This window comes from Arsenicicoccus piscis (assembly GCF_022568835.1).
Taxonomy (GTDB): domain Bacteria; phylum Actinomycetota; class Actinomycetes; order Actinomycetales; family Dermatophilaceae; genus Arsenicicoccus; species Arsenicicoccus piscis.
This window is the reverse complement of sequence record NZ_JAKZHV010000003.1, coordinates 233,703-258,358: the sequence shown is the minus strand read 5'-3', so window position 1 is coordinate 258,358 and position 24,656 is coordinate 233,703. Positions and strand designations below refer to the sequence as shown.

The window sequence follows — 24,656 nt, the reverse complement described above, 5'->3', positions numbered from 1 at the left end:
GAGATAATCGACGCATGGACACCGCGCTGCTCGTCAAGGCGTTCGGCGGCTTCTTCGCCATCATGAACCCGTTCGTCGCCCTCCCGATGTTCCTCACCCTCACGGCGGGCTACGACCTGAAGCGGCAGCGGACCACGGCCCTGCGGGTGGCGCTCTACAGCACCGTGATGGGGCTGGTGATCATGGTGAGCGGGACGGCGATCCTGACCTTCTTCGGCGTCGGGGTCAACGACTTCCGGGTCGCGGGCGGCATCGTGCTCATGTCCATCGCGCTCGGGATGCTGCACGGCGGCAGCTCGTCCCACACCGGCACCAAGAGCGAGCAGGCCCAGCAGAGCAAGCAGGCCGCCGAGTCCGACGTGTCGTTCTATCCGCTGACCTTCCCGATGATCCTCGGGCCGGGGACGATCACCACCATCATCGTCTTCGCCGGGCAGGCCCAGGGTGTGAGCGGCAACCTGGCCGTCGTCCTCAGCCTGCTCGTCGTCATCGCGCTGCTGCTGCTCGTGCTGTGGTTCGCCCCCAAAATCGGCCGGCACCTGTCGGAGACGTTGCGGGTCATGATGACGCGGCTGATGGGCATGATCCTCGCCGCCATCGCCGTCCAGATGGTCCTGGCGGGCCTGATGGGGCTGATCCCGGCGCTGCGCCGATGACCCCCCGTGTGCTCGATCGGGTCCTGACCTGGCGCGACCGGCTGGGTGGCCTGTCGCGGACGGGCCTGTTCGTGGCATCGCTGTGGCTCATCGCCGCCAACACGCCCTCGCTGCTCCCCCGGCCGTGGTGGCTGCAGGGCCTGATCGCGGCGATCTGCGCCATCTGCGGCTACGTCGTCGGCCTCACCCTCGGTGGGATCGGCAACCTCGTGCGCCGCTGGCTCGGGCTGCGGGTGACCGTCGACCACAGCCGGGCCCGACTGCTGCAGGGTCTACTGATCGCGGCGATCGTGCTGCTGGCGCTGGCGTTCCCCTTCATGACCATCGACTGGCAGCGCTGGATCTCCACCTACGTCGGTCAGGAGCCCCCGGGCCTGGGTTATCCGCTCGGGTCCTCGGCGGTCGCGGTCGTCGTCTTCGCTGCCTGGATCACGTTGTGGCGCCTGGTCGCCGACCTCGCGGACTGGATCCTCGCGAAGGTCAGCTCGCGCATCGTCCGCGAGACGGTAGCCCGGCTGGTCGCCTCCGTCCTCACCGTCCTCGTCGTCGTGCTGGTCATCAGCTACGCCGTCCGTCCGGCGGTGCTCGCCGCCGTCGACCGCAGCGCCGACCGGGTCAACCGCACCACGCCGTCGGGTCGGGACGCGCCGACGTCCCCGCTGCGCAGCGGTGGCCCCGGCTCGCCCTACTCGTGGAAGAGCCTCGGCCAGGACGGAGCCACCTTCGTCGCGAGCGGCCCGGACGCACAGGCGATCACGGCCGCGACCGGCCGCCCGGCCCAGGAGCCGATCCGCGTCTTCGTCGGTGTGGGCGATCCCATCGCCACGACGGTCACGAAGGTCATGGGCGAGCTGGAGCGCACCAAGGCCTTCGAGCGCAAGGCGATCATGGTCGACACGGCCACCAGCACGGGCTACCTGAACCGTTGGGGCGCAGCGTCGTTCGAGTATCTCCTCGACGGCGACACCGCGATCGCCTCGATGGCGTACTCGGACCTGCCGTCCGCCTTCGGCCTGCTCACCGCCCGCGAGGACCCGCCGAAGGCAGCGCGGGCGCTGCTCGACGCGGTGCGGGCTCGGCTCGACACCATCCCCGCGGCCCAGCGCGCGGGGCTCTACGTCTCGGGTGAGTCGCTCGGTGCCTACGGCAGCGACAGCGGGTTCGCCTCGATCGCCGACGCGCTGCGCGAGGTCGACGGCGCCGTCTGGAGCGGCACCCCGACCTTCGCCACCAACCGGGCCGAGCTGACCGCCGGCCGCGATCCGGGGTCCACCACGATCGTCCCGGTCATCGACCGCGGCCAGCACGTGCGCTTCGCCGGCAACCCGGCCGAGCTCACGGCCGACGAGTACGACCGGCCGCTCGGCACCTGGGCGTTCCCGCGGATCGTCTACCTGCAACACCCGTCGGACCCGGTCTCGTTCTGGTCACCCGACCTGCTCTTCTCCTCGCCGAAGTGGCTCAACGAGTCGCGCGAGGGCACCCCGATGGCGCAGATGAGCTGGACCCCGCTCGTGACCTTCTGGCAGGTGACCGCCGACATGCTGGTGTCCAACAACGTGCCCGGCGGGTTCGGGCACCGGTACTACGGCGCCGAGATGGTGCCGACCTGGGCGGCGGTCCTCGACATCACCGACCGCACCCCCGCCCAGCTCGACAAGATCATCGACGCCGTCGGGCGCAAGTAGCAGAGCATCCGGTAGACCCGGTGCGCGGCACCGGTTGTCAGCGATCCTCGGGCTCGGTCGCCAGCTCCGCGAGCACCAGCCGCTGCACCACAGGGCTCGCCGGCAGGCCCGCGTGGGTGACCCGGGCCCGCGGTTCGTGGGTCTGCACCCAGGTCACCTGCAGACCCGGCGGCAGCGGCGCCCGCGCGAGGTCGGCCGGCCGGATCATCCGGTCACCGCGGCTGGCCACGAGCAGGTAGCGCACCCCCTCCGCGAGCGCCCCGCCGGCACCGAGGTCGGGCAGCTGCCCGCTGCCCACCACCTGCCCCCGGGCGGCCGCGCCGAGGATCAGGTCGAGCGCCGTGCGCACCCCTCGGCCGTGCGCAACCACCGACGCAGCACCGAGCGGAGCGACCCCGAGCACCGGGGCGCCGAGCAGCACCACGTGAGCGACCCGTTCGGGTCGGGCTCGGGCGACCGCCAGCGCGTGGAGGCCGCCCTGGGAGTGGCCCACGAGGTCTACCCGCAGGGGGGTGGCGGCGCACAGGTCGTCGACCGCGGCGAGGATCTCGGCGGTCGAGGCCGCGAGATCACCCAGCCCACCGGTGCCGAGCAGCCGCCCGCGCACGCTCACCCGGTCGCGCCCGTAGTGCAGCAGGTGCACCGGCCGACCGGTCGCGCGCAACGCCTCGGCGAGCGGCACCAGGGTGCTCGGCCGGTCGTTGGTGCCGTGGATGAGGACGACAGGCCGGTGCTGCGCCGGCGCGTTGACCAGCTCGTCGGCGACCATCGCCCCAGCATGCCGTCCGGGTGTCGCCAGGACCAAGCGGGTGACCGGGACCTCGACCGACGGTGACGGCCGCACACCGCGGCGTAGCGTGCGATCACCGCGGACGGGGGGTCTGCGGTTCGTCGTCGACGTGCCGACCTCACCAGCGTCCTACGCCGTCCCGCTCGGGGCGATGCCGATCTCGATCTACAGCAACGCCCCGGCCGGAGGCTACGGCGGCGGGATACCGCTCGGTGCGGTCCTCAGCCCCACGGTCTACGTCTCCTGCGAGGCCGGCACCAGCCCGACCACGACCCGCCAGTGGTTGCGTGACGGGCGACCGGTCGCCGGCGCGACCGGCACGCCCTACCGGATCGGTCTGGACGACCTGATACACGACATCTCCCTCAAGGTCACGGCCTCGGCACCGCGCTGTCGCACCACCGCGGGGACCATGGCGGCGGTGCGCGCGCAGCCGTACTACCCCCAGCTGTGGCAGCGCATCGGAGGTTTCATCACCTGGCGGGGCGCCACCTCGATCGTCTACGGGCCCGGCGGGAAGAGCTGCCTGAACGGCAACTGCTGGCCGGGCCAGGGCTGGGGCCTCACGGTGTCGGCGCTCCGGACCGCGCCCGGCCTCTCGACCTCGGCCGGCAACGCGGTCACGACCACCGACTTCAGCCACCCCCAGTTCTGGACGCTCGACGCGGGCGGGACGCTGCGGTGGAGGTCGACGGTCTACGACGAGCGCACGGTCACGACGATGCGCGATGTCACCCGGCTGATCGGCACCAACGACTTCGGCAGCGACGGGGTCACCGACCTGATGGTGACCAAGAAGGACGGCAGCTCGTGGTACTACCGCAGCAACGGCGTGGGCGGACTGCTCGCCCCGTGCGCACCGGCTCCGGCTGGCACGGCATGACGGCCGTGACGGCGGTCGGTGACTTCGACCGCGACGGACGCCAGGACCTGGTGGGTCGACGCCCGGACGGCTCCCTCTGGCTCTACCGCGGCAACGGCGCGGGAGGCTGGACCGGCAGCGTACGCATCGGCGCGGGCTGGAACGTCATGAACGTCGTCCAGGGCGTCTGCGACGGCGACGGCAAGGTAGACCTCGGGGCCCGGGAGGCGCGCACGGGCCGCACCTGGATCTACCCCGGGAACGGCTCCGGCGGGTTCTACCCGCGCGTGGCGATCCGGGCGCTCCCCGGTGTGGCCCGCGGATGATCGAGCAGGTGAGCGAGAGTGAATGCCGGACCGTAACGCTTCCGCAGACCGATCGCTGGCGCATACTCCTAGGCGTGATGGAGCAGGTAGCAGGGACGCCGGACCACGGGGCGACGCAGAAGGCGACCCCGGTCTACGACGCTGCGACCTACCGACTGCTCCTCGACACCCTGCCGCTCGGGATCGTCGTCCACGGTGCCGACGGCTACGTCGTCGAGGCCAACCAGCAGTTCGCGGACATGCTGGGATACGACCTCGCCGAGACCCGCGGGCTCAGCTCGACGGACGTCATCCACCCTGCTGACCAGGCCGAGCGGGACCGTGACGCGGCGCGACTGGTCTCCGGCCAGACGTCCGCGCTCAGCGTCGAGCGTCGGCTCGTGCACCGCGACGGCTCCCTCATCCACGCGCGCGTCCGCAAGGCTGCCGTAGACCTCGACGGTGACCGGCTGGTGATGGTCGTCATCGAGGACTGGACGCACGAGCACGAGGCGATTCAGGCGCTGAGCGCCTCGGCCCGGCAGGACTCGCTGACGGGCCTGATGAACCGCCGTGGGCTGTTCGAGGTCGCCGACCGGGTCGCCACCGGCGCCCGCGCCGACGAGGACTGGCTCGTGACGGTGCTCGACGTCGACGGCCTCAAGGGGGTCAACGACTCCTTCGGCCACCCGGCCGGGGACGCGCTGCTGGACGCCGTGGCCCGCGGGCTGCAGGCGCTGGCCGCCACGGACTGGTCGCTGGGACGCGTTTCCGGCGACGAGTTCGTCGTCATCGCCCCCGCCGACGGCACCACCGCGATGGACCGCACCATCACCATCGGCGAGAGCCTGGACCAGGCGCTCGCCGGCTGCAGCGACACTCGCATCGCGCACGCCGGTGCGAGCGTCGGGACCGCGCACTGGCGCCCGGTCGACGAGGAGCTGGTCGCCGCGATCTCGACTGCCGACCAGCGGATGTATCGCCGCAAGCGGCACCGTCACGCCATGGGCACCGGCACGGTCCCGCTGCCCGAGGCCGGAGGTGAGCCGGGTGGGGAGGCGGGTGGCCTTGTCCACCCCACCGGATCGGCCTAGCGTGACAGGCATGACGCCGACGACACGCACCGAGACCGACAGCATGGGCACCATGGAGGTGCCCGCCGACCGCTACTGGGGCGCGCAGACCGCCCGCAGCATCGAGCACTTCGACATCGGGCGCGACACCTTCGTGTGGGGACGGCCGATCATCCGGGCCCTCGGCATCTTGAAGAAGTCGGCCGCGCTCGCCAACGCCGACCTCGGTCAGCTGGCGCTCGACGACGACCAGGTCAAGGCGATCGTGCAGGCCGCCGACGAGGTCGAGTCCGGCGCTCTCGACGAGCACTTCCCGCTGGTCGTCTTCCAGACCGGTAGCGGCACGCAGTCCAACATGAACGCCAACGAGGTCATCGCCAACCGCGCCATCGAGATCCTCGGCGGCACGATGGGCACCAAGAAGCCGATCCACCCCAACGACCACGTCAACCGCGGCCAGTCGAGCAACGACACCTTCCCGACCGCCATGCACATCGCCGTCGGCCTCGAGGTGTCCGAGCAGCTGGTGCCCGCCGTCACGACCCTGCGCGACGCGCTGCACGCCAAGGCCGAGGCGTTCGCGGACGTCGTCAAGGTCGGGCGCACCCACCTGCAGGACGCCACCCCCATCACCCTCGGGCAGGAGATCGGTGGCTGGGTCGCCCAGCTCGACTTCGCCCTCGCCGACGTGGAGCACGCGCAGCAGGGCGTCCTGCAGCTCGCCATCGGCGGCACCGCCGTCGGTACCGGCCTCAACGCCCACCCCGACTTCGGCGCCAAGGCCGCGGAGCACATCGCGAAGGAGACCGGGCTGGCGTTCCGCCCGGCTGACAACACCTTCGCCGCGCTGGCCGCCCACGACGCGCTGGTCGCGCTGAGCGGGTCGCTGCGCACCCTCGCCGCCGCGCTGATGAAGATCGCCAACGACGTGCGGTGGCTCGCCTCGGGCCCCCGCAACGGCATCGGCGAGATCACCATCCCGGAGAACGAGCCGGGTTCGAGCATCATGCCGGGCAAGGTCAACCCGACCCAGTGCGAGGCGCTGACGATGGTCGTCACCCGGGTCTACGGCAACGACGTCACCGTCGGGTTCGCCGGCAGCCAGGGCAACTTCGAGCTCAACGTCTACAAGCCGGTGATGGCGCACGCGGTGCTCGAGAGCATCCGGCTGCTGCACGACGGCTGCCTGTCCTTCACCCACCACTGCGCCGAGGGCATCGAGCCCAACCACGAGCGGATCGAGGCGAACCTGGCCAGCAACCTGATGCTCGTCACGGCGCTCAACCGGCACATCGGCTACGACAAGGCGGCCAAGATCGCCAAGGCGGCACACCACAGCGGCTCGACCCTCAAGGAGGCCGCGGTGGCCTCGGGCGACGTGACCGCCGAGGACTTCGACCGGTGGGTGGTCCCGATGGACATGACCCACCCGAGCGCCGACTGAGGCCGCCGACGGCCCGAATCCGCGCAGGAACGCGTGAGGCGCACACGAACCCGTGAGGCGCCGCCCTCCCGACCCTGCGCGGATCTCGGGTTCGGTGAGTTCTCCCGGGTTCGTGCGCAAAAACTCAGCGCAGCTCGCGCGGGAGCGACTCGAGCAGCCGTAGCCACAGCTCGCTGGCGGTCGGATAGCTGGGCACGGCGTGGCGCAGCACCGACACCGGCACCTGGCCGACGATGGCGATGGTGGCGGCGTGGACGAGCTCCCCGGCCTCGGGCCCGACGAAGGTCGCCCCCACCAGCGTCCCGGCACGCCGATCCACGACCAGCCGGGCCTCGCCCACCAGGTCGTCGCGCAGCAGGCCCGCGCCGGCCGCGGCCGAGAAGGGCACGCTCGCGACGACGACCTCGACACCGGCGTCGCGCGCCTGCTGCTCGGTCTGGCCGACGCTGCCGATCTGCGGGTTGGTGAAGACGGCCTGCGGCACCGGCACCACGGGCGGGCTGGGCAGCGGCTCACGCCCCTCGGCGCGGGCGGCGATGGCCTCGCCGACGACGCGGGCGCGGTACTTCCCCCAGTGCGTCAGCGGCGCCTCCCCGCTCGCGTCGCCGACGGCGTGCAGCCAGACCGGCAGCGCATCGGGACGCTGGAGCACGTCATCCTCGGTCAAGCCCACGGCGTCGAGGCCCACGTCGCCTAGGCGGGGATGCCGGCCGACGGCCACCAGGACCTCGTCGGCCCGGATCGTGCCGCCGGAGGTGGTGAGCTCTACGGGACCGCCGTGCACGCGGCCGAGCCCGGTGTCCTCGGCGTCGGGACGGACCACCTCGGTGACGGTCGTCTCGAGCAGCACCGTGACGCCGGCGTCCCTCAGCGAGTCCAGGACCAGGTCGGCGGCGAACGCCTCGAGCTTCGGCAGCAGCCGCTTCCCGCGCACGATCAGGGTCACCGCAGAGCCGAGCCCGGCCATCCATGTCGCTGCCTCGCACGCGACCACGCCACCGCCGACGATGGCCAGCCGGCCCGGCACGTCGACCACCCCGGTGGCGTCGCGCGAGCCCCACGGACAGGCATTCGCGTAGACCTCGGGCACGGTCGCGCTGCTGCCTCCCGCCAGCACCACCGCCTCGCGCGCGTAGACCGTGTGCTCGCCCTCGGGCCCGCTCACGGTGACGCGGCGCTCACCCACCAGCCGGCCGTGCCCGCGCATCACCTCGATGCCCGCCGACTGCGCCCAGCTCACCTGGCCGGCGTCGTCGTAGTGCGACACCCAGGTGTCCCGCCGTGCGAGGAGCGCGTCGCGGTCGAGCGTGGGACGAGCCAGCCCCGGCAGGTGCGCGGCGACGTCGGCCACCTCGAGCGGCCGCAGCAGCGCCTTGCTCGGCATACAGGCGTAGTAGGAGCACTCGCCGCCGAGCAGCTCGCCCTCCACGATCAGGGCCGTCCGGTCGCTGCCCTCGATGGCGTACTGCGCGGCGTTCTCCCCCGCGGGACCACCACCGATGACGACGACGTCAACGGTGGTGTCGGACTCGGTGGTGACGGACTCGGTGGTGGCGGACTCGGCAGCAGCGTTCTCGGCGTCCATGGCGCCAGTCTGCCCCACGTCACCCGCCCGTGAGCGAGCCCACGGCCCGCGCCACCACGAGCAGCGAGGTGAGCAGGGCTGCGGTGGCCTGGGTCGCCATCAGGAGCTTCGCGCGCGAGCTGAGCGGCATGGTGTCGGTGGGGCTGAACGCGCTGGAGTTGGTCACCGACAGATAGAGGTAGTCGGCGAACACCGGCCTCCAGTCGGAGTCCTCGCTCGAGCTGGCGCGCACCTCGTCCACGGCGCCGTGGTTCTCGTCCTGCGAGAAGCGCCAATCGGCCCGCGGAATCTTGTTGCGCGGCAACATCCTTCGCGCCACAGGCCCACCGCGGTCGAGCTCCCAGTAGACCAGGGCGAAGCCGATCACGTTGGTGCCCCACACCTGCATCGCCCCACGCAGCATCGCCATGCCGTCGGCGTCGCTGCCCAGCTGGGTGACCAGCAGGCCGAGGGACACGAGGTTGCTGACGATGACGAGCACGGCGAGCGCGAGGGCTGCGATCCGGGACCAGCGGCTCTGCCGGGCCATCCGCCAGGGGTTCGTCGCGACCAGGGCGACCAGGAGGGCTACCTCGATGACGGGGATGACCACCCGCGGACCGAGCAGCAACGAATCGGGCAGCAGGGCATAGAGCACGACTGCCACCAGCGTCGCGATGACGGGTGGCAGCCGGTGCTCGCCCACGGGGCCGGCGTCGCGCTCGGGATCGGGACCGACGCCGGCCCGGGACTCGTTGCGCCCCAAGGTCATTCCTGCCCCTGGGTCATGCGCGCCCCTGGGTCATTCCTGCTCGGAAGCAGTGTGCGAGGGCTCCTTGGGACCGGCGGAGCGGTCGGCGGCCGTGACCTTCTCACCGGACTCACGGTCGACGTACTTCTCGGGGTTCTTGTTGCGCGGGGTGATCCCCTCGGCGGCCTTCTGCGCCATGAACCGCTGGAAGTCGATCGCCACCTCGTGGCGCAGCTCGAGCGAGGCCTGCTGCCTGAAGTCGGCCAGGTCCTGGCGCTCCTCCTCGCCCATGTGCTTGCTGTTGGCGACGTTGGCGTCGACGACGGCGGTCCACCACGCGTCGGTGCCGACCTTCTCCTCGCCCGCGCGGCGCACGGCGTCGCGAATCTTGTTGTGGTCGCCCACGGCGTCCTCGACCTCTTCGTCGGCGCTCGGGGCGTCCGCGGCGCCCGTGCCGAGCGCCAGCAGCGGCGGGTAGAAGAAGCGCTCCTCGGCCTCTGCGTGCGTCTCCAGCAGGATGGCCAGCCGGTCCCAGACCGCGCTCAGGCCCTCGGTGTCGTCGCGCGGCCACTGCTCCAGCTCGGCGAACTGGCGCCGCTGCTCGTCGTGCTGGTGCTGGATGATCTCGCAGATGTCCACGCTGGGTCTCCTTCGTCGGTGGGTTGCTGAGGTGAGGGCGGCGGGCTGGTAGAGCCCACCGCCGTCACCTCATGCTTGCACCTGATGCTTGCACGTTCCGGGGCCGAAGAATGCGTCCGCGGTGGAGATTTCCTGCAGACGGTCGTAGACCGTCCGCGGCGGTTCGGTCAGCCGCTCCGTTCGGGGACGGTCAGCCGCGCCGGCCGGCGCGGGTGCCGGCCGAGAACGCGGCGGCGCCGCCACTGCGGGGACGACCGCCCTCGGTGCGGCGAGGCGATCTGGAGCGACCGCCGGGCTGGCCACCCGAGCGACCGCTGCCACCCGAGCGGGCGCCGGCCTGACCGCCGGACCGACCGCCGGCCTGACCACCCGAGCGGCCGTTGCCGCCGGAGCGACCCTGACCACCGGAGCGACCCTGACCGCCCGAGCGGCCGCTGCCGCCAGAGCGACCCTGCCCACCGGAGCGACCGTTGCCACCCGAGGCCACCTGGGCCGAGACCGGCGCGGGCGCGCGGAACTCGCGCTCACCGGGGGCGAGCTCGCGCAGCAGCGGGTGCTCGGCGGTGACGCGCGTCGTGGTCGGCCGGATGCCGGCCTTGCGGGTGAGGTCGCGCACGTCGCGCACCTGGTCGTCGGTCATCATCGTGACGACGGTGCCCGACGCGCCGGCGCGGGCCGTGCGACCCGAGCGGTGCAGGTATGCCTTGTGCTCGACCGGCGGGTCGGCGTGGATGACCAGGCCCACGTCGTCGACGTGGATGCCACGCGCGGCGATGTCGGTGGCGACCAGGGTCTCCACCTCGCCGGAGTGGAACGCCTCCATCGTGCGGGTGCGCGCGCTCTGGCTGAGGTTGCCGTGCAGCTCCACGGCCGGCACGTGCGAGGCCGTCAGCTGGCGGGCCAGCTTCTTCGCGCGGTGCTTGGTGCGGGTGAAGATCACCGTGCGCCCAGGGGCCGCGGCGAGATCCAGCAGCACCGGGAGGTACGCGTCGTCGGTGACGTGGAGCACGTGGTGGCTCATCGTCGCGACGGGCGACTGGGGCGAGTCCGCTTCGTGCTTCACGGGCTTCACGAGGTAGCGACGGACCAGCTGGTCGATGCCGGAGTCGAGGGTGGCGCTGAAGAGCATCCGCTGACCGCCCCGCGGGGTCTTGTCGAGCAGCCGCTTCACGCCGGGCAGGAAGCCGAGGTCGGCCATGTGGTCGGCCTCGTCGAGGATGGTGATCTCGATGTCGGCCAGGCTCACGTGCCCCTGCCCGATGAGGTCCTCGAGACGTCCGGGGCAGGCGACCACGATGTCTACGCCATGGCGCAGCGCGGTGACCTGCGGGCCCTGACCCACGCCACCGAAGACGGTGCGCGAGGTCAGGCCGGCCGCCTGCGCGAGCGGGGCGAGCGCGGTGTCGATCTGGGTGACCAGCTCACGCGTCGGCGCGAGGATCAGGGCACGCGGGTGACCGGCGCGGCGGGGTGCCTTGCGCTGCGCGAGGCGCGCCACCATGGGCAGCAGGAACGCGTAGGTCTTGCCCGAGCCGGTGCGGCCGCGGCCGAGCACGTCGCGCCCGGCGAGGGAGTCCGGCAACGTGGCGGCCTGGATGGGAGTAGGGGTCGTGATGCCCTGCGCAGCAAGGAGATTCACGAGGTTGGCGGGCACGCCGAGCGTGCCGAAGGTGTCGGTGGACACAGAGATGAGAGGCTCCGTAAGGAAGGGGTGCTGTCGGTTCTGCCCGGCGCGACGGGATCTGAGTTCCCCGTGTTCGCGGCGCAACGGCGTCGACAAGAGAAAAGGGAGCCAGAGGCAGAACGAAGCAGGCTCCGGCACCAATTCTACCCGCTGCGGCGCCATGCTCGGTCGTCGAAGGGTCCGGGAGCGGTCGTCGAGCAGCCCGTAGAACGGCTGGCGGGAGGTGTCAGCCGGCCCAGCCGGCACGCAGCACCCCCGGCTAGGCTCCGAACCATGACGAGCGTCGAGCAAGCGCAGAAGTCCCTGGCCGAGGCCCAGGCCCTGCTGGAGCAGGTCGAGGCCGACACCACCCGCCTCGACGAGACGGTGGCCTGGCTCGAGGAGGCGTTGGAGCGGGCGCACCGCCTGGACGCCTACTACCGCGGTGAGGGGGCGCAGGACGTGGAGACGGTCCTGGCCGACCGGGCCGACGCGGTCACGCCGCCGGTCGCCGGCGAGGACGCCGCGTGGGAGGCGCTGGCCGACCTCGATGCGGCGGTGCTGCGGATGCTCCGGGTCACCACCGCCGAGGTCACCCGCTCGCTCGACGACTGAGCGGCTACGACACCGGCCGCCGGCGCACGTCCCCGGTCCAGCTGCGGGCCGTGGTGGTGGTGAGGGTGTACATGATGGCCAGGTCGACGGCGAAGTCGGCGAGCGTGCCGATGCCCTGCGAGCCGATGCCGACGTGGCTCGCGAGGGTGGCGGCGGCGACGCCGAGCAGCCCGACGCGCGCCCAGGAGCGGCCGCGGTAGGTCTCGAACGCGAGGACCAGCATGCCGACGCCGAGCGCGGTGAGCAGCGTCGCGGAGACCGTGCGGGCAGTCGCCGCCTGCGCCGCGTCCGCGAGGCCCGTCGACACGCGGGGGTCCAGCGTCAGCAGGTCGTAGAGCCGTCGGCCGCTCCCAGCGAGCGTGGACACGAGCGCCAGGACGGCGGCGAGCAGGACCGTCGGGGGCCGAGACGCGACGTCGCCGCCTCGACGACTGGAGGAGCCCGGCCGTGAGCCGTCTGTCCGCGAGCGATCCGGACCCGAGACGTCTGGCTGCGAGGGGTCTACGGGAGCGGTGGCGGTCACGGCGGCGAGGTCGAGCACGGGCAGGTTGCCGTCGGTGTGGATGACGTCGCCGCCGCCGTTGCGCGAGTGGTAGCCGGTGGAGAAGTCCTCGATGACGTGGACGGAGACGGCCGGCTCCGCCGTGGTGACGGTGTCGACGACGTGGTCGCGCTCGACGTCGATGTCGCCGTCGATCTTGTGCGTGACCTGCAGGGTGAACAACGAAAGTCCTACAGCGCGATCAAAGCTCGCGGCCGCCAGCCAGTCGACCTGGTGCCCGCCGGGCAGCAGCCACCCGGTCGGCGTGCGCCAGAAGCGCACGTGGTGGCGCTGCGAGGCGTTGCCACCGACCTGTTGCTCGTAGGCGAAGGTCTCCATCGCGCCGAAGAGGAACAGCGGGCTGACCGGTGCCGTGGGATAGCTGCGCTTGGCCACCGCGCTCACGATGATGTCCCAGCTGGAGCGCAGCGTCACCGGGTCGGCCATCGACCACCCGGCCTGCCGCATCGTGGTGTGCACCTGGTCCTCGGTGCCGCGCAGCGCGACGTTGACCGCGTCGCCCAGCACCCCGTCCCCGGCTCGCGTGCGCCCCATGAAGTAGTCGGGCACGTAGATCGCGCTGAGGATCTGGTTGAGCCGAGGCAGCGCCAGATAGGCGAGCACGGCCCAGAAGAGCAGCAGCGCCAGGACGTGCTGGAGGAGGTTGCCGCCGGACCGCACGATGACGTAGGCGAAGTAGAACGCGAACGCCGTGGCCGCGACGAAGAACGCGTTCTCGACGACGCTCAGCCGCAGCAGGTGTCGGTGGCCCGGCGCGATCACCTTGCGCGGCGGCCGGCCCGTCGTCCCCGTGCTCATGACTGTCTCCGCCTCCCCCGCCGTCGCCTGCGGCGCTCCTGCGCCGATCCTAGACTCGGGCCTGTGGACACGCGCCGAGAGGTCATGGGTCGAGAGGTCACCATCGTCGGGGGCGGCATTGCCGGGCTGGCGCTGGCCGCCACGCTGGACCCGCGCCGCTTCGACGTCTCGCTGCTCGAGGGCCAGCCGGGTCGGCACGCCTCCGGCAGTGCTCTCGGCATGTGGCCCGCAGCGCGAAAGGCGTTGCGGCGCATCGGGGTTGCCGAGATGCTCGACGACGCTGCGCCGCCGACCCCTGCGGTGGGATCGCTCTACGACAGTGCGGGGCGCGAGCTCGTCGCCGCCCCGGGACCCGACCTGCAGCTCGTGGAGCGCGGTCGGCTGATGGCGGCGCTGCGCGCAGCCGTGCCCGACTCGGTCGCGCTGGAGACCCGTGAGGTCGTCGACGCCGCTGCGCTCCCGGGGGACCTCGTGGTCGGCGCCGACGGCGTGCGCAGTCGGGTGCGCGGTCTCGTCGCCCCCCACGCCGTAGACCGGGTGGAGACGCCCTACGTCGCGTTGCGTGGCATCGTGCCCGCCGCGCGCCTCGGGCCGCTCGACACGCAGCCGTTCGACACGATGCCCTCCGACACGCAGCCGTTCGACACGCTGCCGTTCGGCGAGTACTGGGGCCCGGGAAGGCTTTTCGGCCTGGTGCCGCTGGCGGGCGAACGGTGCTACTGGTTCGCGACGCATCGCAGCGCCCTCGGCCCGGAGCCGCTGGACGTGGACGCCGTCGTGGCCGAGGCGCAGGCGGTGTTCGCGGACGCGGCGCCCATCGCCCGCACCACCCTGCAGTCTGCGGGGAGCGCGGCCGGCACGCTCGCGACCCGGCTGTGGGTGGCGCCGCCGATGCGCCGCTACGTGCACGGCCGGTACGTGGTGATGGGTGACGCCGCGCATGCGTCCCTGCCCAACCTCGGTCGCGGCGCGTGCGACGCGATCCTCGACGCGGTGACGCTCGGCGAGACCCTCAACGCCGGCGGCTCGCTGCTCGCCTGGCAGGCTCGGCGGCTCCCGCTCACCCAGGGCGCCCGGGTCCTGGCGGGGCGAGTCATGGCTCTGGCACTCGCTGCTCGCGGTCAGCGCGCCCGCGACACCGCCCTCGCCGGGGTCGGGCGACTAGCGCGCCTGGCCGCCTCGACTCACCAGGGACCGGCGACCGCGCGGTAGGGGAGCCGGAGATACTGCGAGGTCTGCACCTGGCTCGTGGCGACCACTCGGCCGGCACACAGTCCCCGCGCCTTCAACCCGGCAGCGATGGCCGGGAGCGCCTCGATCGCATGCAGCCCACCCTGGTCGTGCAGGTCGATGATCCCGCCCGCCTGCACCTGCAGGGCCAGGTCCGTGATCTCGTGGGCGCTGTTCTTGGTCCAGTCCTTGGTGTCCGTGGACCAGAGCACCTCGAGCAGCCCGAGCTCCTTGGCGACCCGGCCCACGGTCGGGTTGGTCTCACCGTGCGGCGGCCGGAAGAGGCGCACGTCGGTGATGCCCAGCGACCGCTCGATGTCCCGCTGGCCGACGATCTCGCTGCGCACCTCCGCCTCGGACTTCGTCGTCAGGTGCGGGTGGTTGGCCGTGTGGTTGCCGACCTCGTGCCCGTCCGCCACCATCTGCCGCACGTGGTCCGGGAACGTCTTCACCATGTAGCCCATGGTGAAGAACGTCGCCCTGAGGTGGAGCTCGTCCAGCGTCCTGAGCAGTCGCGGGGTGTCCACGCTCGGACCGTCGTCGAAGGTCAGCGCGACGTAGCCGCGACACGGGGTGCCCTCGGTCCCCGCCTCCGCCACGATCGACCGAGACGAGGTCGGCGGCTGCGGCGCCAACGCCTCGCTCTGCGGCCCGCAGGCGCTCACCCCGACCGCCAGGGCCAGCAGCCCTGTCACGACCCGTCCTCGACCACACCCCATGGCACTCCCCCTGTCCCCGGGGTCCAGTGTGCTACAGAGCGTGACCGCTCACCGGGATTTGGGCGACACCGGCTGTCCCTCGGCGAGCGCGACGTCCCGGTCCAGCAGCTCCCGCATGGCGGCCTCCTGCTCGGGTGAGTCCCACGGCACCTGGTCGAACCCCGAGCGCGACTCCGCGACGATCCGCTCGAGTCCGGCGGCAGAGATCAGGCCGAGGCGGCGCGCGATCACGCCCGCGCCCACGTAGGTGTCGACGAAGTGGATGCCGCCCTCGGTGTGCCGGGCGCGCTCCTCGGGAGGTGTGGCGACGACGTCGTGGATGAAGACGGCCTTGACGACCCGCCCGTGCGCCTCGTACATCCGCTCGCCGACGAGCACGTCACCCTGCCCGGAGTCGCCGATGAAGACCAGGTCGTACTCCGGGTAGATCGCGTTGTAGTGCTCGATGTTCTGCAGCTTCTTGCCGGCCATCGCATCCTTGGCGTGCAGGCTGAGGAAGCCCCCGGAGAGCACCGACGAGGTGCCGATCCCGGCCTTGCGCAACGAGTCTCGCGTGTGGTTCTCGATCAGCCCGAGCGCGTCCATCGGTCGCGCGGTCACGAACGTCAGGTCACCCGTGGACCGAGGCGCGTCGTCGGGTCCCTGGTCCAGCGCCTCGTAGAGCGCGAGTACCCCCGGGATGAGCGTGCCCTTGGGATACCGCGTCTCGTGGATCCGGGAGAACGCCGTGTCGTCGATGTCCGAGAGCACCTTGGCCTCGCGCACCGTCGCCGCACCGGCCTGCGACTGGAAGTGCTCGACCAGCCGGGTGCGCACCTCGTCGTCGTCGATGTCGACGAACACCAGGCCCTCGAGGTCGTGGTGGTCCGTGCGCTGGTTGACCTGGTTCTTCAGCGCCGTCAGCTCGTCCCCGCGCAGCGCCAGGAAGAGGTCGAGGATCGCCCGCTCCATCTCTGCGGTGGTGTGGCCCTCCTGCATGGCGTGGATCAGGGCGGCCTGGGCCTCGATCGACAGGTCCGCACGCCGCCGCCGGGCGAGCAGGTCGATCAGCTCGCTGCGCAGGTCTGGGCCGAAGACGCGGTTGTCGACGCTGGTCATGAGCGGGCGTGCGACGCCGCCGGTCAGCGCGTCGTTCAGCTCCTCGGGGCTCGCCGCCTCCAGCAGCGCGAGGAGCTCGCGCTCCTCGCCCTCGGCGGTGTGGCCGTCCACCAACGACTGCACCAGTGCCACGAGCTCCGGCATCGTTCACCCTCTCTGGTCGACTGGGGCCGATCAGCTCGGCCCAGATCAGCACGCCCACCCCATCCTTCCCGACGCGGCCGACGCGGCCGACGCGGGGCGCACCGGCGGGTCAGGCGCAGTCGATGCACCGGGCCGCAGCGGCACGGGCCTCGAGCCGGGCGGCCCCGATGGGTCTACCGCAGCTCGTGCAGACGCCGTAGGTGCCGGCGTCGAGGCGCGCGAGCGCCGCGTCGATCTGCGCGACCTGGCGGGCCGTGCCGCGCGCGAGCGAGCTGACCAGCGAGCGCTCGGCCGCGATCGTGCTGCCCTCGGGATCGTGCTCGTCGTCCAGGTTGCTGTCCCGCGCGGCGTCGACGATGTCGTCGAAGCTGGTGCCGAGGTCGCGCATCCGCTCGACCGCCTCGGCCCGGTCGGCGAGCAGCCGCGCCCGGTGGTCCGCGTCGCTCATCGCGCCCTCGCCCATCGCACCGTCGCTCATCGCACCCAGCTCAACCGGTCGCGATGCTGGTGACGAGGTTGATCGTGCTGGCCAGCACGACGACGCCGAAGACGTAGGCGAGCAGGCAGTGCCGCAGCGCGACCGAGCGGATCTCGGTGCTGGACACCGAGGTGTCCGAGACCTGATAGGTCATGCCGAGGTTGTAGCTGAAGTAGAAGAAGTCGCGATAGGCGGGCGGCTGCTTGGAGTTGAAGTCGATCCCGCCACCGGTGCCCTCGTGGTAGTAGAGGTAGGCGTAGCGGCCGGCGTACATCAGGTGGACGCTGCCCCAGGCGAGGAACACGGCGAGCAGCGCCAGCGCCGCCGCGGTCTTGCCCTCCGCCGAGCCGCCCAGCACCACGAGGATGCCGATGCCGAACAGCCCGCACAGCGAGATGGCGACGACCAACAGCTCCTCGACCGCAGGGTTGAAGTCCTCGCGTCGAGCGTTGTCACTGGTGAGCGTCGCGTCCAGCGGCCACAGGCTGATCCAGCCGGACGCGACGAACACCGCGTGCAGCGCCGTGATCCCGATGAGCGCGCCGAGCGGCAGGTCGGACAACGGGACGCTGATGGCCCCCGCGATGAGGCCCACCAGCACGGCCACGGTGAACCGGTTGGCGGCACTCATCGGCAGCTTGGGTCCAGACCTCGGCGCCATGCGCCCCTCCTGTCGTCGTCGCGGGCGTCGTCAGGTCATCGTCGCTCATCGAGGCTGTGATCGTGGCGGTGACCGACGCCGTGATCGACGCGAGCCTCAGCCGGTGAGCCCGAGACCGCGGCGACCGGTGTCGTTCAGCTGGTCCTCGCGGTAGCGGTCGGCCCACTCGACCTCGTAGTGCTCCTCGGGGAAGTCCGCCGGGCTCTCACCGGCGCGGAAGGCCTTGAGGACCAGCTCGGCGTAGGCGGCGTTCTTGGCGCACCAGGGGGCGGCCGGGATGTACATCACGTTGCCCCAACCCTTCTGATCCTCAACGGGTTCCACGCCGTGGATCATGTCGCAGTGCCACCACACCGAGTCCCCCGGCTGGACGTCGGGGATGCCTGCGGTCGCCTCGAGGAGCAACGGGTGCCACTGCTCGTTGGCCGGGAAGACCTGGTTGACGGTCACCCCGCACATCTCGTCCTCGGGCACGTCCGGCAGGAGCGGGCGCAGCATCAGGTAGGCCATGGCGTGCGGGATCGGCACGGTGTAGAGCACGCCCTGGTCGTGGTCCATCTCCGACAGCGCCGTCCAGCCTTGGAAGGTGCGGAAGACCGAGCACATCGTGGAGCCGGGGTACTGCGCAGCGTCGGTGCGGTAGGCCGCGTCCCAGGGGTCGTACGCGTCGACGTTGCCGTCGAACAGGTGCCGGAAGTGCTGCTGGTAGCCCTGGGTCATCCACAGGTCCAGCGTGCCGGGGTCCAGGTGCGAGCCGAGCCCGGCGGAGGTCGCGCCCGGCGGGCGCCGCCGGATCCGGTCGGGGTAGAGCGAGTCGCGCTCGGGGTCGAACCACCGGACACCCTCGGACTCGCTCTTCCACAGCCCGTTGAGGAACGCCTGCGCCCTGGCCATCCGCGGGTGCTGACGCGCCTCCATCTGCGTCGGCGACCAGTAGACCGGGTAGATCTCGGGCTTGGAGCCGACCGTCCCGAAGAAGTCGTCACCGGGCCCCCGGTAGCTCTCGAAGAAGTGGTTGCGCTCGACGTAGTCGAGGATGTCGCGGTCCCACCCCTGCGCCTGCTCCCGGGGGAAGTGCCCGCGGATGACGACGCAGCCCCGTCGGCGCAGCAGGGCGAGCGTCTCGTAGGAGACCGTGCCCGCCTCGACGTCGGCGAAATCGACCTCGGGCCAGACGGACTCGCCCCGCGCCTTGGCGGCCTTGATGTCCTCGACCTCGGCACGGACCTTGGCCTCCACCTTCGCGAAGACCTCCTCGACGGTCGACCCGGACGCCTCGATGCGGGTGCGGATGGCTGCCTTGATCTCGCGGATGGCGGTGCCGAGGTCCTCCGGTGCCTCCTCCCAGTGCGGGAGCGGCGGGGTCGTCGTGGTGGTCGCGCTGGTGGTCGCGCTGGTGGCCGTGGTGGTGGCCGTGGTGGTGGCCGTGGTGGTGCTGGCCGTCGTGGTGCTGGTGGTCATGACGAGCTCCTTCGGTCGCGGGCCGGGCTGGTTTGGTAAGTTCTCCTAACCAATGGTGCCTCGCCTCTCGCGTTTTTGTAAAGAGGCTTAACGAAAGAACCTCATGGACGCCGATCTGCTCCGCCGCACGACCGATCGCCTGGTGCTCGCGGCCCTGCTCGACGCCGGGCAGCTGACCCGCGCCGAGCTCGCCCAGCGGGTCGGGATCTCCCGGCCGACCGCGTCGGAGAGCGTGCGGCGGCTCGCCGACGCCGGCCTGGTCGAGGAGGCGGGACGTCAGCAGGGAGCCCGTGGCCGGTCCGGGACCTACTGCCGGGTGGTGCCCGGTGCCGGTCGGGCCCTCGTCGCGCACGCGGGCCCCGGCGAGGTCGTGGCCGAGGTCGTCGACGCGGCCGCGGGACCCGACGAGAGCCCCGCCGCGGACCGGGTGCACCGGCACCCGATCGGGTCCACGACCACCGTGGCCGAGCTGACGACGGCCCTGCACACGCTGCTCGGCGAGGTCGAGGCCGCCCACGGCCCCCTCCCCGTAGACCGGGTGCTCAGCGTCGCGGACCCGGTGGACTCCGCGCACGGGCGCCTCGTCCTGCTCGAGGGCTCGCCCTTCGTCCTGGACGAGGGATCGCTGCGTGACGTGATCGGTGACGCCGGCGTCCTCGACAACGACGTGCACTGGGCTGCGTTGGCGGAGAGGGCAGCTCGAGCCGACGCGGGCGATCCGGTGGACAACTTCCTCTACGTCTACCTCGGTGCGGGGCTGGGGGCGGCAGTCGTCGACGAGGGGCGGCTCGTGACCGGCCGGCGTGGGCTGGGGGGCGAGATCGCCTACGTCCTCACCCAGGGCGCCGACGGTCGGGCGACCCGACTGCTCGACGCCCTTTGTGAACTCGACGTCGCGCTGCCCGGCACGACGAGCCTCGACCCCGTGCTGCTGCGCGAGCGCCTGGTCGACGAGGCCACCCGACGGCGCGTGGGCGAGGCCGTCGGGGGCGCCCTCGCGTCCTGCGTCAGCCTGCTCGACCCCGGCCTGGTGGTGCTCGGCGGGCCGTGGTCCGACGCACCCGGGCTGGTCGACGCACTGACCGAGGCCCTCGACCCGCTCGCCCCCTACCCGGTGCGCCTCGAGTCCGCCGTCGTGCGGCGGGACGCGCCGTTCCTCGGCGCACGGGCGCGAGCCGTCGCACTGGCTCGCGAGCGGTTGCTGGACGCGGTCTGATCCGGCCGCGGGGGGTCTACGGTAGGCACGACCCCATCGTCCGGACAGCACGGGAGACCCTGATGGCGACGCGACCGAAGGCCGCCGCACCAGCCGCACCAGCTGCCCCAGCCGCCGCGACCGACCGCGGAGACGCGCACGTCGCCGACACGCACGACCTGATCCGGGTGCAGGGGGCCCGGGAGAACAACCTCAAGGACGTCAGCCTGGACCTGCCCAAGCGCCGGCTGACGGCGTTCACCGGCGTGTCCGGGTCGGGCAAGAGCTCGCTGGTGTTCGCGACCATCGCCGCCGAGTCGCGGCGGATGATCAACGAGACCTACAGCACCTTCCTCCAAGGGTTCATGCCCAGCCTGTCGCGACCGGACGTGGACCTGCTCGACGGGCTGACCACGGCGATCATCGTCGGCCAGGAGCGGATGGGCGCCAACCCGCGCTCGACGGTCGGCACGGTCACCGACGCCAACGCGATGCTGCGCATGCTGTTCAGCCGGCTCGGCGACCCGCACGTCGGCTCGCCGAACGCGTACTCCTTCAACGTCCCCACCGTGTCGGGCGGTGGCGCGTTCACCGTGCAGCGCGGCGACAAGACGATCGCCCAGAAGGCCACCTACCACCAGCTCGGCGGCATGTGCCCGCGCTGCGAGGGCCGGGGCTCGGTCAGCGACTTCGACCTCACCGCGCTCTACGACGAGGACCTCTCGCTCAACGAGGGAGCGCTGACGATCCCGGGCTACTCGATGGACGGGTGGTACGGCCGGATCTACCCTGGCTCAGGCTTTTTCGACCCGGACAAGCCGATCAAGAAGTTCACCAAGCGGCAGCTGCACGACCTGCTCTACAAGGAGCCCACCAAGATCAAGGTCGAGGGCATCAACCTCACCTACGAGGGGCTGATCCCCAAGATCTCGAAGTCCATGCTGTCCAAGGACGTCGAGGCGCTGCAGCCGCACATCCGCGCCTTCGTCGAGCGGGCGATCACCTTCACGACCTGCCCCGAGTGCGACGGCACCCGGCTCACCGCCGAGGCGCGCTCGTCGAAGATCGACGGCGTGAGCATCGCCGACGCCTGCGCCATGCAGATCAGCGACCTCGCCGAGTGGGTGCGCGGGCTCGAGGAGCCCTCGGTCGCACCGCTGCTCGTCGGGCTGCAGCACCTGCTCGACTCGTTCGTCGAGATCGGCCTCGGCTACCTGTCGCTCGAGCGACCCTCCGGCACGCTGTCCGGTGGAGAGTCCCAGCGGGTCAAGATGATTCGCCACCTGGGGTCCTCGCTGACCGACGTCACCTACGTCTTCGACGAGCCGACGATCGGGCTACACCCGCACGACATCCAGCGGATGAACGAGCTGCTGCTGCGGCTGCGCGACAAGGGCAACACCGTCCTCGTCGTCGAGCACAAGCCGGAAGCCATCGCGATCGCCGACCACGTCGTCGACCTCGGCCCGGGCGCCGGCACGGCCGGCGGCGAGATCGTCTTCGAGGGGACGGTCGACGGCCTGCGGGCGAGCGGCACCCTCACCGGGCGGCACCTGGACGACCGCGCCCGGCTCAAGGACGAGGTGCGCACCTCGACCGAGGCGCTGGAGATCCGCGGGGCGGACGAGAACAACCTCCAGGACGTCGACGTAGACCTCCCGCTCGGGGTCCTCGTCGTCGTCACCGGGGTCGCAGGGTCGGGCAAGAGCTCGCTCATCCACGGCTCGGTCGCCAAGCGCGAGGGCGTCGTGGCGATCGACCAGGGCGCCATCAAGGGGTCGCGGCGCAGCAACCCGGCCACCTATACCGGTCTGCTCGAGCCGATCCGCAAGGCGTTCGCGAAGGCCAACGGCGTCAAACCCGCTCTGTTCAGCGCCAACTCGGAGGGCGCCTGCCCCACCTGCAACGGTGCCGGCGTGATCTACACCGAGCTGGGGTTCATGGACACGGTGACCACCGTGTGCGAGGAGTGCCAGGGCAAGCGGTTCCAGGCGGCCGTGCTCGACTACACCCTCGGCGGCAAGGACATCAGCGAGGTGCTCGCGATGTCGGTCGACGAGGCGACGGCGTTCTTCGAGGCCGGCGAGTCACGAGTTCCGGCGGCGCACAAGATCCTGCGCCGGCTCTCCGACGTCGGGCTGGGCTACCTCAGCCTCGGTCAGCCCCTCACCACGCTGTCCGGCGGCGAGCGGCAGCGGCTGAAGCTGGCCACGCGCATGGCCGAGAAGGGTGGGATCTACATCCTCGACGAGCCGACCACCGGCCTGCACCTCGCCGACGTCGAGCAGCTCCTCGCCCTGCTGGACCGGCTCGTCGACTCCGGCACGTCGGTCATCGTCATCGAGCACCACCAGGCGGTCATGGCACACGCCGACTGGATCATCGACCTCGGCCCGGGCGCGGGCCACGACGGCGGCACGGTCGTCTTCGAGGGCACCCCCGCCGACCTGGTCGCCGACCGCTCCACGCTCACCGGCCAGCACCTGGCCGCCTACGTCGGGGCGTAGGGCCCGCGCCCTCAGCGCCCCCGCCCAACACAGTGGCAGTCTGCACGTCAGATCTGACCAGCAGACTGCCACCATCCTTCGGGCGCCCTCAGTAGCTAAAGGTCGTGCAGCTGTCGTCACCGATCCACTGCCACAGCTGGACGGTCCCGCCCTTGGTGGCGTTGTCGACGAAGGTCGACGGATCGAGGCCCTTGGCGTCCACGCAGATGCCGCAGACGAGCATCGAGCCACCAGCCGCTGCGTAGCGGGACAGCAGGGTCGGCAACGGTGGGCAGCCCTCACAAGCGACCCCACGGGCTACGCCGGAGACGGCGAGGCGGACGGCCTCCTTGGTGAGAAACATCGTCGTCTCCCGGCCGGCCTCGGCTGCGGCGACGGCAACCAGGAACGCGACGGTGACCTTCTCCGGGTCCTCCAGACCGGTGGTGAGACTGATGGCGGCCTTGCTCATGGCGACTCCCCTCGCACTGACGGGTCCGGGCGACCCGACACCTCGACGCTACGAAGTCGGGTCTGCGACCACATCCGCGTGGCCACCCAACGTTCGACCCACCGTTGGACCGGCTACGTAGTCGCCGCCACCCACCCGACGAGCAAGGGACGAGCCGACTCAGCGGTCGCGGACCCACCGCACGACGGCGACGGCCCGAGCGGTCGGCCCGCCGACACCGAGCTTGGTGTAGACGTTCTGCAGGTGCCGCTCCACGGTGCGCACGCTCAGGGTGAGGGCCGTCGCGATGGCGCCGTTGGTGAGACCTTGCGCGGCGAGGCCCAGCACCTCCGCCTCGCGCCGGCTCAGCACCTCGTCCAGCGGCCGCCCCCCGTCCTGGCCACCCTCGGTGGCCGGTCGCCCGTCGACGTCGGGCGTGGCAAGGAAGGCACGAACCTCGGTGATGAAGACCTGCCACGCGGGCTCGTCCGCCAGCAGGATGTGGTTGGCGCTGTCGAGGACGACCAGCCGGGCGCCCGGGATGCCGTGCGCGAGCAGGAGAGAGTGCTCGAACGCATTCATCCGCTCGTGGCGCGAGTGCAGGATCAGTGTCGGCGCGGTGACCTGCGCCAGCACGTCGAGGGCGTCTGCCTCGCCGCGCTGGCGCCGGGCCGCGTAGGCCGTGCGCGCCGAGACCGCACGCTGCTGCAGGTCGTCGACCCAGCGCATCTGCTGCTCGGTCGCTCCGGGAATCATCATGGTGGTGAAGACGCGTCGGAACAGCGGGTCCTTGCGGTCCCAGCCCGCCCGGATCATCGCCTCGAAGGCCGCTTCGAGCTCCCGGTCGTCGTCGGTGACGTGGTTGCCCACCCCCGCGTAGGTGCTGGCACACACCAGGTGCGACACCCGCTCGGGGTGCCGCACCGTGTAGTGAAGCGCGACCGGCCCGCCCTGCGCCATGGCCATCAGGGCGAACCGGCCGAGCCCGAGGTCGTCGACCACCTGCGTCAGGTCATCGATGCGTCGCTCGAGGCTGAAGTCCGTCACGTCCCGCTGGGACAGACCGTGGCCGCGCTCGTCGAACCGCACGACCGTGTGGTCGCGCCCGAGCTCGACGAGGTAGTGCCGCCACACCGGTGACTGCCAGTCGAATTCCAGGTGGCTGAGCCAACAGCTGTCCAGCACCAGCGGCGGACCGGCGCCGTGCACGGCATAGGCGATCGTGGTGCCGTCGATGGACCGACAGAACCGGACCCGCTGCTGGCTCCCGCGTGGGGAGCCACCGCCCATCGTCCGAGCGTAGACCTCCCAGCAGGGGACGGT

At 71.6% G+C, this 24,656-nt stretch carries 23 protein-coding genes; 10 read left to right on the top strand and 13 right to left on the bottom strand.

Annotation, left to right across the window (positions count from 1 at the left end; genetic code table 11):
• Nucleotides 1–14: 14 nt before the first annotated feature.
• Together MM440_RS07060 and MM440_RS07055 are read left to right on the top strand one after the other, a co-directional pair.
• Nucleotides 15–656, top strand: coding sequence for a MarC family protein (locus MM440_RS07060; RefSeq protein WP_241443615.1), 642 nt, complete (start codon nt 15–17; stop codon nt 654–656).
• Nucleotides 653–2,344, top strand: coding sequence for an alpha/beta-hydrolase family protein (locus MM440_RS07055; protein ID WP_241443614.1), 1,692 nt, complete (start codon nt 653–655; stop codon nt 2,342–2,344). The genes MM440_RS07060 and MM440_RS07055 overlap by 4 nt, the downstream gene beginning before the upstream one ends.
• A 37-nt stretch (nt 2,345–2,381) precedes the next feature.
• Here MM440_RS07055 and MM440_RS07050 read toward each other — a convergent pair whose 3' ends face one another.
• Nucleotides 2,382–3,113: an esterase/lipase family protein gene (locus tag MM440_RS07050; protein WP_241443613.1), complete on the bottom strand. Its 732-nt coding sequence runs from the start codon at nt 3,111–3,113 to the stop codon at nt 2,382–2,384.
• A gap of 130 nt (nt 3,114–3,243) precedes the next feature.
• Between MM440_RS07050 and MM440_RS07045 the strand changes: the two genes are divergently transcribed.
• The 4 genes from MM440_RS07045 to fumC all read left to right on the top strand — a co-directional run bounded on the left by MM440_RS07045 (nt 3,244) and on the right by fumC (nt 6,818).
• Nucleotides 3,244–4,017, top strand: coding sequence for a hypothetical protein (locus MM440_RS07045; RefSeq protein ID WP_241443612.1), 774 nt, complete (start codon nt 3,244–3,246; stop codon nt 4,015–4,017).
• Nucleotides 3,987–4,322, top strand: a complete 336-nt coding sequence (locus MM440_RS07040) for an FG-GAP repeat domain-containing protein (RefSeq protein WP_241443611.1) — start codon at nt 3,987–3,989, stop codon at nt 4,320–4,322. Before MM440_RS07045 ends, MM440_RS07040 begins: the two co-directional genes overlap by 31 nt.
• A 77-nt stretch (nt 4,323–4,399) precedes the next feature.
• The gene (locus tag MM440_RS07035; RefSeq protein ID WP_241443923.1) at nt 4,400–5,395 is read left to right on the top strand and encodes a GGDEF domain-containing protein; all 996 of its coding nucleotides are present in this window, start codon (nt 4,400–4,402) and stop codon (nt 5,393–5,395) included.
• 10 nt (nt 5,396–5,405) lie between these two features.
• On the top strand, nt 5,406–6,818 hold the full coding sequence (gene fumC, locus MM440_RS07030) for a class II fumarate hydratase (RefSeq protein WP_241443610.1): 1,413 nt from the start codon (nt 5,406–5,408) through the stop codon (nt 6,816–6,818).
• A gap of 124 nt (nt 6,819–6,942) precedes the next feature.
• Here the strand turns inward: fumC and MM440_RS07025 are convergent, their stop codons facing one another.
• From MM440_RS07025 to MM440_RS07010, 4 genes are all read right to left on the bottom strand, one after another.
• A complete protein-coding gene (locus tag MM440_RS07025) occupies nt 6,943–8,403 on the bottom strand; it encodes a dihydrolipoyl dehydrogenase family protein (RefSeq protein ID WP_241443609.1) in 1,461 nt (486 codons plus the stop codon).
• Nucleotides 8,404–8,422: 19 nt separating this feature from the next.
• Nucleotides 8,423–9,154 carry a hypothetical protein gene (locus MM440_RS07020; RefSeq protein WP_241443608.1) on the bottom strand — a complete coding sequence of 244 codons (732 nt, stop codon included), beginning with the start codon at nt 9,152–9,154 and terminating at the stop codon, nt 8,423–8,425.
• A gap of 30 nt (nt 9,155–9,184) precedes the next feature.
• Nucleotides 9,185–9,772: a hemerythrin domain-containing protein gene (locus tag MM440_RS07015; RefSeq protein WP_241443607.1), complete on the bottom strand. Its 588-nt coding sequence runs from the start codon at nt 9,770–9,772 to the stop codon at nt 9,185–9,187.
• 190 nt (nt 9,773–9,962) lie between these two features.
• Nucleotides 9,963–11,456, bottom strand: a complete 1,494-nt coding sequence (locus tag MM440_RS07010; protein ID WP_241443606.1) for a DEAD/DEAH box helicase — start codon at nt 11,454–11,456, stop codon at nt 9,963–9,965.
• Nucleotides 11,457–11,729: 273 nt separating this feature from the next.
• Between MM440_RS07010 and MM440_RS07005 the strand changes: the two genes are divergently transcribed.
• Nucleotides 11,730–12,050: a hypothetical protein gene (locus MM440_RS07005; RefSeq protein ID WP_241443605.1), complete on the top strand. Its 321-nt coding sequence runs from the start codon at nt 11,730–11,732 to the stop codon at nt 12,048–12,050.
• Nucleotides 12,051–12,054: 4 nt separating this feature from the next.
• On the opposite strand, the gene MM440_RS07000 is transcribed toward MM440_RS07005, so the two are convergent.
• Nucleotides 12,055–13,410, bottom strand: coding sequence for an LssY C-terminal domain-containing protein (locus tag MM440_RS07000; RefSeq protein WP_241443604.1), 1,356 nt, complete (start codon nt 13,408–13,410; stop codon nt 12,055–12,057).
• A gap of 63 nt (nt 13,411–13,473) precedes the next feature.
• On the opposite strand from MM440_RS07000, the gene MM440_RS06995 reads away from it, so the two are divergent.
• Nucleotides 13,474–14,622, top strand: coding sequence for an FAD-dependent oxidoreductase (locus tag MM440_RS06995; protein WP_241443603.1), 1,149 nt, complete (start codon nt 13,474–13,476; stop codon nt 14,620–14,622).
• Here the strand turns inward: MM440_RS06995 and MM440_RS06990 are convergent.
• From MM440_RS06990 to MM440_RS06970, 5 genes are all read right to left on the bottom strand, one after another.
• Complete coding sequence (locus tag MM440_RS06990) at nt 14,595–15,335, bottom strand: polysaccharide deacetylase family protein (protein ID WP_241443602.1); 741 nt, start codon at nt 15,333–15,335, stop codon at nt 14,595–14,597. The genes MM440_RS06995 and MM440_RS06990 overlap by 28 nt on opposite strands.
• Before the next feature lie 72 nt (nt 15,336–15,407).
• A complete protein-coding gene (locus tag MM440_RS06985; RefSeq protein WP_241443601.1) occupies nt 15,408–16,601 on the bottom strand; it encodes a phosphatase domain-containing protein in 1,194 nt (397 codons plus the stop codon).
• Between the two features lie 109 nt (nt 16,602–16,710).
• Entirely contained in the window at nt 16,711–17,079 is a 369-nt protein-coding gene (locus MM440_RS06980; RefSeq protein WP_241443600.1) for a TraR/DksA family transcriptional regulator, read from the bottom strand.
• A 10-nt stretch (nt 17,080–17,089) separates the two neighbouring features.
• Nucleotides 17,090–17,740 (bottom strand): DUF1345 domain-containing protein, encoded by a 651-nt coding sequence (locus MM440_RS06975; protein ID WP_241443599.1) that lies wholly within the window; start codon nt 17,738–17,740, stop codon nt 17,090–17,092.
• A gap of 96 nt (nt 17,741–17,836) precedes the next feature.
• Nucleotides 17,837–19,201 (bottom strand): DUF1479 domain-containing protein, encoded by a 1,365-nt coding sequence (locus MM440_RS06970; RefSeq protein WP_241443598.1) that lies wholly within the window; start codon nt 19,199–19,201, stop codon nt 17,837–17,839.
• A 103-nt stretch (nt 19,202–19,304) separates the two neighbouring features.
• Between MM440_RS06970 and MM440_RS06965 the strand changes: the two genes are divergently transcribed.
• Nucleotides 19,305–20,417, top strand: coding sequence for an ROK family transcriptional regulator (locus MM440_RS06965; protein ID WP_241443597.1), 1,113 nt, complete (start codon nt 19,305–19,307; stop codon nt 20,415–20,417).
• Between the two features lie 62 nt (nt 20,418–20,479).
• A complete protein-coding gene (locus MM440_RS06960; RefSeq protein ID WP_241443596.1) occupies nt 20,480–22,903 on the top strand; it encodes an ATP-binding cassette domain-containing protein in 2,424 nt (807 codons plus the stop codon).
• Between the two features lie 88 nt (nt 22,904–22,991).
• Here the strand turns inward: MM440_RS06960 and MM440_RS06955 are convergent, their stop codons facing one another.
• Together MM440_RS06955 and MM440_RS06950 are read right to left on the bottom strand one after the other, a co-directional pair.
• Nucleotides 22,992–23,354, bottom strand: coding sequence for a DsrE family protein (locus tag MM440_RS06955; RefSeq protein WP_241443595.1), 363 nt, complete (start codon nt 23,352–23,354; stop codon nt 22,992–22,994).
• A 159-nt stretch (nt 23,355–23,513) separates the two neighbouring features.
• The gene (locus MM440_RS06950) at nt 23,514–24,623 is read right to left on the bottom strand and encodes an alpha/beta fold hydrolase (protein ID WP_241443594.1); all 1,110 of its coding nucleotides are present in this window, start codon (nt 24,621–24,623) and stop codon (nt 23,514–23,516) included.
• Nucleotides 24,624–24,656: the final 33 nt, after the last annotated feature.